At 61.5% G+C, this 12890-nt stretch carries 11 protein-coding genes; 7 read left to right on the forward strand and 4 right to left on the reverse strand.

Going from position 1 to position 12890, the window contains the following annotated elements; all coding sequences use genetic code 11:
• The first annotated feature begins 253 nt into the window (after nt 1–253).
• On the forward strand, nt 254–2785 hold the full coding sequence (locus tag Tal182_RS03805; RefSeq protein WP_085858104.1) for a HAMP domain-containing methyl-accepting chemotaxis protein: 2532 nt from the start codon (nt 254–256) through the stop codon (nt 2783–2785).
• Between the two features lie 115 nt (nt 2786–2900).
• Here the strand turns inward: Tal182_RS03805 and Tal182_RS33075 are convergent, their stop codons facing one another.
• The gene (locus Tal182_RS33075) at nt 2901–3032 is read right to left on the reverse strand and encodes a hypothetical protein (protein ID WP_280952437.1); all 132 of its coding nucleotides are present in this window, start codon (nt 3030–3032) and stop codon (nt 2901–2903) included.
• 85 nt (nt 3033–3117) lie between these two features.
• Between Tal182_RS33075 and Tal182_RS03810 the strand changes: the two genes are divergently transcribed.
• Nucleotides 3118–4965, forward strand: a complete 1848-nt coding sequence (locus Tal182_RS03810; protein WP_085858105.1) for a methyl-accepting chemotaxis protein — start codon at nt 3118–3120, stop codon at nt 4963–4965.
• Here the strand turns inward: Tal182_RS03810 and Tal182_RS03815 are convergent.
• Entirely contained in the window at nt 4938–5192 is a 255-nt protein-coding gene (locus Tal182_RS03815; RefSeq protein ID WP_085858106.1) for a hypothetical protein, read from the reverse strand. The genes Tal182_RS03810 and Tal182_RS03815 overlap by 28 nt on opposite strands.
• 89 nt (nt 5193–5281) lie before the next feature.
• Between Tal182_RS03815 and Tal182_RS03820 the strand changes: the two genes are divergently transcribed.
• Nucleotides 5282–6151 carry a LysR family transcriptional regulator gene (locus tag Tal182_RS03820; protein WP_085858107.1) on the forward strand — a complete coding sequence of 290 codons (870 nt, stop codon included), beginning with the start codon at nt 5282–5284 and terminating at the stop codon, nt 6149–6151.
• Nucleotides 6152–6254: 103 nt separating this feature from the next.
• Here Tal182_RS03820 and Tal182_RS03825 read toward each other — a convergent pair whose 3' ends face one another.
• Both Tal182_RS03825 and aceA read right to left on the reverse strand, forming a co-directional pair.
• A complete protein-coding gene (locus Tal182_RS03825) occupies nt 6255–6491 on the reverse strand; it encodes a hypothetical protein (RefSeq protein ID WP_064800722.1) in 237 nt (78 codons plus the stop codon).
• 21 nt (nt 6492–6512) lie between these two features.
• Nucleotides 6513–7802 (reverse strand): isocitrate lyase, encoded by a 1290-nt coding sequence (gene aceA, locus Tal182_RS03830; RefSeq protein WP_085858108.1) that lies wholly within the window; start codon nt 7800–7802, stop codon nt 6513–6515.
• Nucleotides 7803–7993: 191 nt separating this feature from the next.
• Between aceA and Tal182_RS03835 the strand changes: the two genes are divergently transcribed.
• From Tal182_RS03835 to Tal182_RS03850, 4 genes are all read left to right on the forward strand, one after another.
• Complete coding sequence (locus Tal182_RS03835; RefSeq protein ID WP_085858109.1) at nt 7994–9403, forward strand: XRE family transcriptional regulator; 1410 nt, start codon at nt 7994–7996, stop codon at nt 9401–9403.
• A gap of 127 nt (nt 9404–9530) precedes the next feature.
• Nucleotides 9531–10628 (forward strand): polyamine ABC transporter substrate-binding protein, encoded by a 1098-nt coding sequence (locus tag Tal182_RS03840; RefSeq protein ID WP_085858110.1) that lies wholly within the window; start codon nt 9531–9533, stop codon nt 10626–10628.
• 203 nt (nt 10629–10831) lie between these two features.
• Nucleotides 10832–11974, forward strand: a complete 1143-nt coding sequence (locus Tal182_RS03845) for an ABC transporter ATP-binding protein (RefSeq protein ID WP_085858111.1) — start codon at nt 10832–10834, stop codon at nt 11972–11974.
• 4 nt (nt 11975–11978) lie between these two features.
• Nucleotides 11979–12890 (forward strand): ABC transporter permease subunit, encoded by a 912-nt coding sequence (locus Tal182_RS03850; protein ID WP_085858112.1) that lies wholly within the window; start codon nt 11979–11981, stop codon nt 12888–12890.

Consider the following 12890-nt stretch of genomic DNA (forward strand, 5'->3'; position numbering starts at 1 on the left):
GGCGTATAATTTGCAATTATTTCACCATCTTGGCTTAAGTCACCATTACCGCTTATCTGAAAATTAATATCTAATCTGACACAATCGCCGCGATTATTTGGGCGTTTCCAAGTCTGCTTGGAACATGAACCGGCAATGACTGCCGCCTGGCCTCCAGGTTCCCCGATGGAAATAGAATAGTTCGATGTGCACTCGGCTGGCGCGCCTTATGGCTGCCCGCGGGAGGAGTAGTGTATGAAAGGCCCGGAACGCCATGTTGATTGACAAGATTCTTTCCCGTTTCAGGATCAAGACCAAGGTTTTGATCTTCGTTCTGCCCTTTGTCGTTACCATTTCGGCGGTGGGCTTGACCGGCCTTTACGCATCCGGGCTTCTCCAGGGCCGCATGGAAATATCCAACAGCGTGCTGCAGTCGCTGAGCGGGTTCAAGGATCTCTACGGTTCGATGGACGATTTCCTGCGCATCACGAGCCCGCAGGCGCGCGACAAGCTGCTGTCGGATCTGAAGACCCAGCAGGGCGTGCTCGACCAGACGCTGGATCAGGTCGGAGAAGAGGCCGCCGGCCGTGACAGCCTTGCCGAGGCATCGCGCCGCACCAAGGATATTTCGGGCGTCGTCGACAAGCTCTGGACGCTGCACGAGCAGGAGCAGAAACTGCACGAGCAGATCGACGCAGCGCAGAAGAGCCTGATCAGCACCCGCTTCACGGTCTCCTATCAGGCCGATGAACTGCAGACCGCGCTTCAGCGCGACGAAGGTGCCGCCACCATCACCCTGCGCACGGCCGACCGTCTGCTGAAGGGCGGCGATTTCCTCGGCAGCGTCGCCAGCGGTTACAGCAAGCCGCAGACGCCTGAGGAAAAGATCGCCTACATCAAGGAACAGCTGCCGGAGATCATGAAATCTCAGCGCCTGATCGCCATCTCGGTTCCGACCAACCAAAAGAATGTCATCGACTCGCTGGCTGCGACGATCGACAGCATCAAGACGATCGCTGAGATGCCCAGCCCGACGGAGGAAAACATCACCGAGCTCGGTCGTCTCGTGTCCCGCTTCCGCCAGACCTCGACCTATACGCAGCTGACCGCGACGCAGAAGATGCGTGAGGCGACACAGCGTTTCGCCGAACTTGAAGGCCGCATCGCCCAGACCAATTCCGTCCTTCAGGATACCCGGCGTCTCGAAAACTCCGTCTATGCGCTGCAGATCGTCCTTTCCGATTTCCTCGCCAATTCAAGCAAGGAAAATCTCGTCCGTCTGCAGCAGCAGACCGGCACGCTCGGCAAGGACATGGAGGTGCTGACCACCAGCGCCAAGGGTATGGGCTTTGCCGAAGGCATATCGGACGCGATCAAGCCGGCGCTCGATGCCATCTCCGGCGGCGGTTCGAAGATCGTCGATACGATCGGCGAGCGCGTGACCGCCTATGCCGCGGCGCGACAGGAGCTCGATGGGATCTGGAAGAAGCTCACCGATTTCGCCGAACTGCAGAAGCAGACGGCTGGCACCGAGCGCACCCAGGCAAACAGCATCTCCGTCATGACCACAGGCCTCGGCATCCTTCTGTCGATCCTCGGCGGCATCGCCCTGGTACTGACGCTGCAGCGCCCGATCAGTCAGATCACCGGCGCCATGCGCCACATCGCCGAAGGCGCGCTGGATACCAGCATAACAGGCGAGCAGCGCCACGACGAAATCGGCGACATGGCCCGGGCGCTTGGCATCTTCAAGGAAAATGCCATCTCGAAGATCCGCATCGAGGAACAGAGCGATGAAGAGCGCGCTGCCGCCGAACACGAGCGCCAGCGCAACGATGCCGAAAAGCGCGAGATGGACCGCCAGATCGAATTCGCGGTCAACGCGCTTGCGGCCGGCCTCGAGCGTATGTCGCAGGGCGATATCTCGACGACGATCGAAACGCCCTTCATTGGCCGTCTCGAACAGCTGCGTCAGGATTTCAACGGTTCGATGCTGCGCCTGCAGGCGACGATGAGCCAGATCCGCGACAACGTCGAATTGATCCAGGGCAACGGCAACCAGATGGCCCGGTCGGCCGAGGATCTTTCCAAGCGCACGGAACAGCAGGCCGCTTCGCTCGAAGAGACCGCGGCTGCCGTCGATCAGATCACCGTCACCGTCCGCTCGTCGGCCGAACGCGCCAAGGATGCCGACCAGATCGTCCGCCAGGCCAAGCGCAGCGCCGACGATTCCGCCGTCGTCGTCAGCAATGCGATCGACGCCATGGGCCGCATCGAGGAAGCCTCGCGTCAGATCGAGCAGATCATCGGCGTCATCGACGAGATTGCCTTCCAGACCAATTTGCTGGCGCTCAACGCCGGCATCGAAGCGGCGCGCGCCGGGGAGGCCGGCAAGGGCTTCGCGGTCGTCGCCATGGAAGTCCGCGAACTTGCCCAGCGCTCCGCCGCCGCCGCGCAGGAGATCAAGGGTCTGATCAACAAGTCGACCAACGAGGTCAGCTCCGGCTCGCAATTCGTCCAGGAAACCGGCACGGTGCTTGCGAAGATCAGCGCCCAGATCGTCACGATCAGCCAGCATGTCGAGATGATCGCCCGCGCCAGCCACGACCAGTCCAACGCGCTGCAGAGCGTCAACTCGACGGTCAATCAGATGGACCAGATGACGCAGAAGAACGCCGCCATGGTCGAGGAGACGACCGCTGCCAGCCGCGAACTGGCCGACGAGGCCGACGCGCTGCGCCACCTCATCCAGCAGTTCAAGATCCACGGCGAGGCGGCCGAAGCCCAGGTCTACCGCGCCGCCTGATTGGCGACGCTTCAAACGGCCCGTTTTTCCGGCGCTCGGACCATTGACAAACCCGTCGATATTTTCGGCGGGTTTTGTTTTGTTGATATTGAAGCAAGGAGAAGGCCTTCAGGCATTAGCGATCAGACCAATCGAGGGCGCTCAGTTTAGCAGGCTGTTGATCGTTTCCGGCAGCCAGGCCAAACAGCATTTTTTCGATCTCGTCATGCGGTAGGTTCAAGATCTTGGCTATTTCTGCCTTGGTCATTCGACGCCGCCAGAGGACCAGATTTACGGAAAATTTTCCTTAATGCTTTTCCTTTAATTTAGCCTCGTTGCCGCCGGAGGTTTCGATGCTGCGCCTTTTCTCTACATCTATCGTCCGCCAGATCGTTGCGATCACGCTGTTTCTGCTGGCGATCAGCACGGCCGCCATCGTCGGCGTGACCTATTACAATCTGAGCCGCCATGTGATGGACGGGGCCGTCTCCGACGCCAGGGACGCGACCCGCGCGATGGCCGTCCTCTACGGTGCTGCCGATCAGGCGGCAAAGATCGAGATGAAGGACAATCAGCTCGCAGCCGTCACCGAAGACGCCATTCCGGCCCTTGCCGATCATTCGCTGGTCGACCGCACGGCGCAATCGATTGCAGGCGTAGCGACGATCTTCCAGAAGCAGGGCGGCGACTATGTCCGCATCTCGACCAATCTCAAGAAGGAAAACGGTGAGCGCGCGGTCGGCACCAAGCTCGCCGCCGATCATCCCGCCCAGCCGGTTCTCGCCAAGGGCGAGGCCTATTATGGTCCGGCGCAACTTTTCGGCCGCAACTTCATGACCGGTTATTTCCCGATCAAGAGCGCATCGAACGCCAATGTCGGCCTTCTCTTCATCGGCATCCCGATGGAAGTCTACTACGAACGCCTGAATGAGCTGCAGATGCTGGTTCTCGGCGTCGGCCTCATTGTCATGCTGCTCGTCGGTGTTCTCGCCTATTATACGATCCGCCTGTCGGTGCGGCCTCTGCAGGCGCTGACCGCGAGCGTCCACTCGATCTCCTCGGGTAATCTCGAGGGAGATATTCCATGCGCCGAGAAGCAGAATGAGTTCGGTGAAATCGGCCGGGCCCTGGCGCTCTTCCGCGACAGCGCCCGCGCCAGGCGCGATCTGGAAACGCAGGCGGCCGAACAGCGTGCCTTGAGTGATGCCGAACGCGCCCGCAACGATGCTGACAAGCGCTCGCTCGACAGCCAGATCGATTTTGCCGTCAGCCAGCTTGCAGCCGGTCTCGGGCGCCTGTCCCAGGGTGATGTCTCGCAAACGATCGGCACGCCCTTTATCGGCCGGCTGGAACAACTGCGCGTCGATTTCAACGCATCGCTGCTGCGGCTCCAGGATACGCTCTCCGGCATCCGCGACAGCGCCTCGACGATCCAGCGCAACAGCGGCGCCGTTTCGGCATCGGCCGGTGAGCTGTCGAAGCGCACCGAGGCGCAGGCGGCGAGCCTGGAGGAGACTGCCGCCGCGGTAGAGGAGATTACTGTTACGGTTCGCTCCTCCGCCGAGCGTGCCCGCGAAGCCAACAATGTCGTGGCCGCAACCAAGAAGACGGCCGACAATTCCGGCACCGTGGTCGGCGATGCCGTCGCCGCCATGGAGCGTATCGAAGGAGCCTCGCAGCGGATCGAACAGATCATCGAGGTGATCGACGACATCGCCTTCCAGACCAATCTTCTGGCGCTGAATGCCGGCATCGAGGCGGCGCGGGCCGGCGAGGCCGGCAAGGGCTTTGCCGTCGTCGCCCAGGAAGTCCGCGAGCTCGCCCAACGTTCGGCCGATGCGGCGCGCGAGATCAAGTCACTGATCGAGACGTCGAGCCGTGAGGTGACGGTCGGCTCGGAACTCGTTCAGAAGACCGGCAGCGTTCTTGCCTCGATCAGCCAGGAGATCATCGCGATCAGCGGCCATGTCGAGACCATCGCCACCGCGAGCCGTGATCAGTCGGCCGCGCTGCAAGAAGTCAATGGTTCCGTGAACGCCATGGATCAGATGACCCAGAAGAACGCGTCGATGGTTGCCGAGACGACGCAGGCAAGCCGCCTGCTTGCCGGCGAGGCCGATACGCTGATGGTGCTGATCGAACGCTTCCGCCTTGGCGCCGAGCCCGCCGCCGCTCACCGCGGCGCAAGGAAAGTCGCCTGAGGAACCCGGCCGCGACTGCCGCAGGATTGCGCCGCATCTTTGCGGCGCCTTGCTTTTGACACTGCGCGCTTGAGCATGAGGTCAAGCGAGGTCAGCCAGGCGGCGAAGCGAACGATGCTGCTGTCTCCGAACTCGGCATAGAACCGGTCTTCATCTGCCTTGGAGCCGCTTGGCTTGCCGGAGTGCCGGTATCCGTGGACGCCGGCGATGGTGATCATGTCGATCATGGCGATGTCCTTTCTGTGTTAGACATCGCTTCATTTAGGCTTCAAAGTTCTCTTCATAAACGGGAAGAATCCAGCTATGTTTTTCACCGATGAAAAACGCGAACTGGGATTCCTATCAGCTTTTCCTGCAGGTCGCCCGGCTCGGCGGCTTGACGGGAGCCAGTGCCGCAAGCGGGCTCAGCCCCGCGACCATCGGCCGGCGCATGCTCGATCTCGAACAGGAGGTCGGCCGCGCATTGTTTTCGCGCAGCCAGACGGGATATCGCCTGACTGGGGATGGCCAGGCGCTGCTCGATCACCTTCAGGAGATGGAAGCCGCTGCACGTAAGGTGGAAGCCTGGCGGCAATCGGGTGAGGGCGGCACGACGGTCAGGATCACCGCCGGCACCTGGGTCGCCTGGCTGTTGACGGAGAATTTCGCCGCAATCCGCATGCCGGGCGATGCCTTCGCCATTTCACTCACCATCGGCGAGGCGCGGGCAAGCCTTGCCTATCGCGAGAGCGATATCGGCATTCGTGCCTTCGAGCCGGAGGAGGGCAACCTTGCCGCCCGCCAGCTCGGGGAGGTGGCCTATGCGGTTTATAGCAGGCGCAACGCCGCCGAGCCCGACGAGCGCTGGATAGCGGTCGGCGAGGAGGAGGCGATCTCGGCCTATCTGCGCTGGCCGCATAGCCACGCTGCGGCCCGAATTGTCGCCACCGTCAATCGGCCGCGTTCACTGCCGGACCTGGTGCGCGCCGGCGCCGGCAAAACAGTGCTTCCCTGTTTCGTCGGCGATCTTCATCCTGAATTGCAGCGCCAGGGCGGGGAATTGCCGGAACTGCGTCACCGTCAATGGATCGTCATGAATGCCGAAGACCGGCACCGTCCGGAGATCCGCACTGTCGCCGACCGCATGACCAAGCTCATCCGAAGCTATGCCGATCTCTTCGCCGGCAAGCGACCGAGCCGCGGCTGAGGCCGACGGCGGAAGACTGAAAGGCGCCCGCGCATTCTTTCGAGGCGCGGACGCTGTGATCGAGGGCAGACAGAGCGGTGTGCCCGGGCTGCCGCCTATTTTGTCAGTGCCGGTTGGTGACGACGACCGGGATCAACAGGTCGCCCCAATTGCCGTCGCCGCCGTGGTGACGGGCCGAGCGCACCAGTTCGACCGAAACGCCGGCCTCGACGGCCTTCATGACGGATTGGTTCAGCCGATGCAGGTCATTGGCGAGCATGCGGATCGTCGTCTGCTGATCCTCGCTCATGCTCGATGCCTGCTCCTCGGCCCGTTCCCGGACGCGTGCGATGGATGCCATGATCTTATCCTCCTCTTCTGCTCATTCCGCAGCCGGTTTGAACTGCGCATGTTCGGTTGAATCGTGCATTGCCGTGGTCGAAGACCGGCCGCCGGTGATGGCGAGCGACACGGCGTCGAAATAGCCGGTGCCGACCTCGCGTTGATGCTTGGTGGCGGTATAGCCGTTCGCCTCTGCGGCGAATTCGGCCTGCTGCAGCTCGGAATAGGCCGACATCTGCCGCTGCTTGTAGCCGCGCGCCAGCTCGTACATGCCGTAATTCAGCTGGTGGAAGCCGGCGAGCGTGATGAACTGGAACTTGTAGCCCATCGCGCCGAGTTCGCGCTGGAACTTCGCGATCGTCGCCTCGTCGAGGTTCTTCTTCCAGTTGAACGACGGCGAGCAATTATAGGCAAGCAGCTTGCCGGGATGGACCTTGTGCACACCCTCGGCAAAACGCCGCGCCTGCTCGAGATCCGGCTTGGAGGTCTCGCACCAGATCAGGTCGCAATGCGGTGCATAGGCGACGGCACGGGCGATGCAGGGCTCGATGCCGTTTCTGACCTCGTAGAAGCCTTCGACCGTACGCCCGGCATCATAGTCGACGAAGGGCTGGTCGCGCTCATCGATGTCAGAGGTCAGCAGTTTTGCCGCTTCCGCATCGGTGCGGGCGATGACCAGCGTCGCCACGCCCATGACGTCGGCGGCAAGCCGGGCGGCGTCGAGATTGCGGATATGGGCGGCCGTCGGGATCAGCACCTTACCGCCGAGATGGCCGCATTTCTTCTCCGAAGCGAGCTGGTCCTCGAAATGGACGCCCGCCGCACCCGCCTCGATATAGGCCTTCATGATCTCGAAGGCGTTGAGCGGTCCTCCGAAACCGGCTTCCGCATCGGCAACGATCGGGGCAAACCAGGTCTCGATGGAAAGGCCATTGCCCTCTGCGGTCTCGATCTGATCGGCCCGCTGCAGCGTGCGGTTGATGCGCTTGGCAAGTTCCGGCCCGGCATTGGCGGGATAAAGCGACTGGTCGGGATACATCGCCGATGCGGTATTGGCGTCGGCCGCCACCTGCCAGCCGGAGAGATAGATCGCCTTCAGCCCGGCGCGCACCATCTGCATGGCCTGGTTGCCGGAGAGCGCGCCGAGCGCATTGACGAAGTCTTCCTGGTGAATGAGCTGCCACAAGCGATCCGCCCCCATTTCGGCGAGCGTATGGCTGAGCGCCACCGAGCCTCTGAGCCGCTGCACGTCAGCGGCCGAATAGGGCCTTTCGATACCGTCGAAGCGGCCTGCTGGTGCGTTTCGGACAAGTTTGTAAAAATCGGTCATGCCGCTCTCCTCGCTGAAAACCGTCACTGTGTTGGTGAATGACAAGATTGACAATTTTCTCTGGTATGGCCAGGAAAACCTTTGATTTTGGGATCGGAAAGAGGTTAAGATGACGAGGATTGACAGAGGGGCGCTGTGAATTTGTAAATGTTTGTAAATTGCGCGCTCCTGTTCTTTGTCAAAGGTGTGACATGGCGGAACGGAAAATTTTCGCAGGCCCTAAACTGCGGCGCATCCGCAATGCGCTGGCGCTGACGCAGACCGCCATGGCCGAGGCGCTGGAGATTTCGCCTTCCTACCTGAACCTCATCGAGCGCAACCAGCGGCCGTTGACGGTGCAGCTGCTGCTGAAGCTCGCGGCCGTCTACCGGATCGATCTGGAGGAGTTGCGGGGACAGACCGGCGGCAGCCTCGGTCAGCTGAAGGAGATCTTCGCCGACCCGCTGCTTTCAGGTGAACTGCCCGGTGATCAGGAATTGGTGGAGGTGGCCGAAGCGGCGCCGAATGCCGCGAGCGGCATGATCAAGCTTTATCGCGCCTATCGGGAACAGGCTGCGCGGCTGTCCGATCTGACGGCGCTGATGGCGGCCGAAGGGCATGCGCCCGTTGCCGCCGGCCGGCTGCCGCTGGACGAGCTGCGCGAGACGCTTGAGCGCCGATCGGGCTATTTCGGACGGATCGAGACCGCGGCGGAAGCCTTTGCTGCGACGTTGCCCGGCGGCCTCGATCTGGCGGCGGGGCTGAAGGACTGGCTGCGCGCCGAACGCGGCATTGCGGTGCGCGTCCTGCCGGTGCACGTCATGCCGGATCTGCGCCGCCGTTTCGATCGTCATTCGATGCGGCTTTTCATTTCGGAACGGCTGTCGCCGGCCGATCGGGCGCACGAAATCTCAGTCGAGGTCGCGAGCCTTGCCTTGCTGCCGGCCATCGATGCCGAGCTCGACGATCTCTCGCTTTCTTCCGCCGAGGCGCGCCGCATCGCCCGCTTCGAACTTGCCCGCATTGCGGCCCTGGCGCTGGCAATGCCCTACGAGGCCTTCCTGTCGGCGGCCAAAGCGACGCGTTACGACATCGATATTCTTCGCGCGCGTTTCGGCGTCTCCTTCGGGCATGCGGCAACGCGTCTGACGATGCTGCAGCGACCCGGGGCGGCGGCCATCCCCTTCTTCCTCATCGAGATCGACGCGGCCGGCCACCGGCTGCGGCGAGCCGGCGCGCAGGGCTTTCCGCAGGCCCGTTTCGGCGGCGGCTGTCCGAAGCTCAATTTCCACGCCGCCTTCCTGCAGCCGGGCCAGATTCTCGCCGAGACGGTGGTCATGCCGGATGGCGCATCCTTCCTGACGGTCGCCCGCACCCTGGAGGGGCCGAGCGTCGAATTCGGCGAAAGGATCAGACGCACCGCGATTCTGGTCGGCTGCGACGCCGCTCTTGCAGACGGCGTGGTCTACGGGCAGGCGGCGGCGCTCGATCCGGTTGCGGTCGGCCCGGCCTGTCGTCTTTGCGAGCGGCGCGGCTGCCTTTCCCGCGCCGAGCCGCCGGTCACGCGGCCGCTCGGGCTCGACGAGATGGTGGCGGGCCTCAGCGCCTTCGATTTCCAGTGATCGTGAAATGATTGAAGGCGCATTTTTTTGCGCTTGTGGGGTTAGAAATTCCTTCTTAGTCTGCGGGGCAAAACCAGAGGGAAGAGATGCCCGCGCATGCGGGCTCTTCGAACAAACAGGAGAAGCCATGAGGTCAACCATCGCAACCGTGACGGCCGCAGCCATCGCCGCGCTCTTTGCCGCCGCGCCGGCCGTTGCGCAGGAGCGCGTCGTCAACGTCTACAACTGGTCGGATTATATCGACGACAGCATTCTTGCCGATTTCACCAAGGAAACCGGCATCAAGGTCGTCTACGACACCTTCGATTCGAACGAGACCGTCGAAACCAAGCTGCTTGCCGGCGGCACCGGTTATGACGTCGTCGTTCCCACCGCCGACTTCCTGCAGCGCCAGATTCAGGCGGGCGTCTTCCAGAAGCTCGACAAGTCGAAGCTGCCGAACCTTTCCAACATGTGGGACGTGATCCAGCAGCGCACCGCTTCCTATGACCCGGGCAACGAGTATGCCGTCGATTACATGTGGGGGACCGACGGTATCGGCTACAACGTCAAGAAGGTCGCTGAAATCCTCGGGCCTGATGCCAAGCCCGGTCTCGAAGTGATTTTCGACCCGAAGGTCGCCGAAAAGTTCAAGGACTGCGGCATCTACGTGCTCGACACGCCGAAGGACGTGATGACCACGGCGTTGCGTTACCTCGGCCTCGATCCGAACTCCACCAAGGCCGAAGATTTCAAGAAGGTCGAGGCATTGCTGACCGCGGTGCGCCCCTATATCCGCAAGTTCCACTCCTCCGAATACATCAACGCCCTTGCCAATGGCGATATCTGCATCGCCTTCGGCTATTCCGGCGACATGCTGCAGGCCCGCGACCGCGCGGCCGAAGCCAAGAACGGCGTCGAGGTCAACTATTCGATCCCCGTGCAGGGCGCCCAGATGTGGTTCGACATGATGGCGATCCCCGCCGATGCCAAGCATGTGGCCGAAGCGCATGAATTCCTGAATTACCTGATGAAGCCCGAGGTCATCGCCAAGGCGAGCGACCACACCTTCTATGCCAACGGCAACAAGGCCTCGCAGCAGTTCGTCAGCAAGGAAGTGCTGGAAGATCCGGCCGTCTATCCGACGGACGAGGCGATGAAGAACCTCTTCACCGTCAAGCCGTGGGACCCGAAGACACAGCGCACGGCGACGCGGATCTGGACGAAGGTCGTGACCGGCCAGTAAGTCGGTACCAGGCCCGGACGGAAACGTCCGGGCCTTTCAATTACCGGCCTAGAACAGGATGATTTTAGGCCCGGTCGGCCTAAAACCTGAATCCTGTTCTAAATTGAAGAGTTAGAGCATGATGTCGCCCGAAAACCGCTCACACTTTTCGGCATCATGCTCTAGGTGGAGGCCGGCTGAAACTTATATTCTCGGGGAATATTATGAAATCTTTGGGCAATATCCGCCGCGCCTTCGCACCCTGGACCGATCCGTCTGCAAAACCTTTCATAGCCTTCAAGAATGTCACCAAGCGCTTCGGCAATTTCACCGCCGTCGATGATTTGTCGCTGAACATTTATCATCGCGAATTCTTCGCGCTGCTCGGCGCATCCGGCTGCGGCAAGTCGACGCTTCTGCGCATGCTCGCCGGCTTCGAGCAGCCGACCTCGGGCGAAATCGTCCTCGATGGCACCGATCTCGCCGGCACGCCGCCCTACAAGCGGCCGGTCAATATGATGTTTCAGTCTTACGCGCTTTTCCCGCATATGACCGTCGAGAAGAATATCGCCTTTGGCCTTAGGCAGGACGGCATGCCGAAGGACGAAATGACTGAGCGCGTGACGCAGATGTTGAAGCTCGTAAAGCTCGAGCAGTTTGCCTCACGCAAACCGAACCAGCTCTCCGGCGGACAGCGCCAGCGCGTTGCGCTCGCCCGCTCACTCGCCAAACGCCCGAAAGTGCTGCTGCTCGATGAACCGCTCGGCGCGCTCGACAAGAAGCTGCGCGAGGAAACCCAGTTCGAACTGATGGACCTGCAGCAGACGCTCGGCCTCACCTTCGTTGTGGTCACCCACGATCAGGAAGAGGCGATGACCATGGCCGACCGCATCGCGGTCATGAGCCACGGCAAGGTCGTGCAGGTGGCAACGCCGGCCGAAATCTATGAGGCGCCGAATTCCCGTTTCGTGGCCGATTTCATCGGCGACGTGAACATCTTCGACGGCAAGGTGACGACGTCGGAAAACGGCGCGGTCGAGATATCGATCGAAAGCGGCTTCACCATCCGGACTGCCGCCACCGAGGCGCCGGCGATCGGCAGCACGGTCGGTTTTGCCATTCGCCCGGAGAAGATCCGCGTGATGCGCACAGCCCCTGCGAATACCTCGGTCAATGCCGCCAAGGGCGAGATCTGGGACATCGGCTATCTCGGCGACATGACCGTCTTCCACATCAAGCTGCCGAGCGGCAAATTCGTCAGAGCCTCTTCCCTCAACGCGCAGCGTTCCGTCGAAGACCCTTTCACCTATGATCAGGACGTCTGGGTTTCGTTCGACGAGAATGGCGGCGTGCTGCTGAAGGATTGAGATCATGGAAACGCTGGCATCGCGCCTTTACAACCGCCTCGTCATCATCATCCCCTATGCCTGGTTGCTGCTCTTCTTTCTGGCGCCGTTCTTCATCGTCTTTCGCATTTCCCTGTCGACGACGGCGATCGCCATCCCGCCTTATGAGCCGGTCTTCTCCTTTGCCGACGGCTGGGCTGGTTTCTGGAGCAAGGTTGCGACTTTCTCCTTCGACAATTATAGCTACCTCGTAGACGACCCGCTCTACTTCAACGCTTATCTCTCGAGCGTCATCATTGCGGCGGTCTCGACCTTCCTGATGCTGCTGATCGCCTATCCGATCGCCTATGGCATGGCGCAGGCCCCGCGGCGCATCCGCCCGACGCTTTTGATGCTCGTCATCCTGCCGTTCTGGACGAGCTTCCTGATCCGCGTCTACGCCTGGATCGCCATCCTGAAACCCGAAGGGCTGCTGAACCAGCTTCTCCTGTCGCTGCATGTGATCGACAGCCCATTGATCATTCTTAATACCACCACCGCCGTCTATATCGGCATCGTCTATTCCTATCTGCCCTTCATGGTGCTGCCGCTCTATTCGGCGCTCGAAAAGATGGACGGCACGCTGATCGAGGCAGCGCAGGATCTCGGCTGCACGCCGATCCAGGCCTTCTGGCGCGTCACCTTCCCGCTGTCTATCCCCGGCGTGGTTGCCGGCTGCATGCTGGTCTTCATCCCTGCCGTCGGCGAATTCGTCATTCCCGATCTTCTCGGCGGTTCGCAGACGCTGATGATCGGCAAGACGCTCTGGAACGAATTCAACGCGAACAGAGACTGGCCGGTCTCCTCGGCGGTCGCAACCATCCTGCTCATGATCCTGGTGATCCCGATCGTCTTCTTCCAGAATGCGCAGGCCAAGGCCGAAGAGCGGGGGAAGTAA

Origin of the sequence: Rhizobium sp. TAL182 (assembly GCF_002117725.1) — a bacterium.
In the GTDB taxonomy this organism is placed as follows: domain Bacteria; phylum Pseudomonadota; class Alphaproteobacteria; order Rhizobiales; family Rhizobiaceae; genus Rhizobium; species Rhizobium esperanzae.

Excerpts from the sequence above, each read along its gene's own strand:
- Tal182_RS03815 (WP_085858106.1), bottom strand. The coding sequence starts at position 5,192 with ATGATCGACATGATCACCATCGCCGGCGTCCACGGATACCGGCACTCC.
- Tal182_RS03850 (WP_085858112.1), top strand. The coding sequence starts at position 11,979 with ATGGAAACGCTGGCATCGCGCCTTTACAACCGCCTCGTCATCATCATC.
- Tal182_RS03845 (WP_085858111.1), top strand. The coding sequence starts at position 10,832 with ATGAAATCTTTGGGCAATATCCGCCGCGCCTTCGCACCCTGGACCGAT.
- Tal182_RS03820 (WP_085858107.1), top strand. The coding sequence starts at position 5,282 with ATGAAAAACGCGAACTGGGATTCCTATCAGCTTTTCCTGCAGGTCGCC.
- Tal182_RS03810 (WP_085858105.1), top strand. The coding sequence starts at position 3,118 with ATGCTGCGCCTTTTCTCTACATCTATCGTCCGCCAGATCGTTGCGATC.
- Tal182_RS03840 (WP_085858110.1), top strand. The coding sequence starts at position 9,531 with ATGAGGTCAACCATCGCAACCGTGACGGCCGCAGCCATCGCCGCGCTC.
- Tal182_RS03825 (WP_064800722.1), bottom strand. The coding sequence starts at position 6,491 with ATGGCATCCATCGCACGCGTCCGGGAACGGGCCGAGGAGCAGGCATCG.
- Tal182_RS03835 (WP_085858109.1), top strand. The coding sequence starts at position 7,994 with ATGGCGGAACGGAAAATTTTCGCAGGCCCTAAACTGCGGCGCATCCGC.
- Tal182_RS03805 (WP_085858104.1), top strand. The coding sequence starts at position 254 with ATGTTGATTGACAAGATTCTTTCCCGTTTCAGGATCAAGACCAAGGTT.
- aceA (WP_085858108.1), bottom strand. The coding sequence starts at position 7,802 with ATGACCGATTTTTACAAACTTGTCCGAAACGCACCAGCAGGCCGCTTC.
- Tal182_RS33075 (WP_280952437.1), bottom strand. The coding sequence starts at position 3,032 with ATGACCAAGGCAGAAATAGCCAAGATCTTGAACCTACCGCATGACGAG.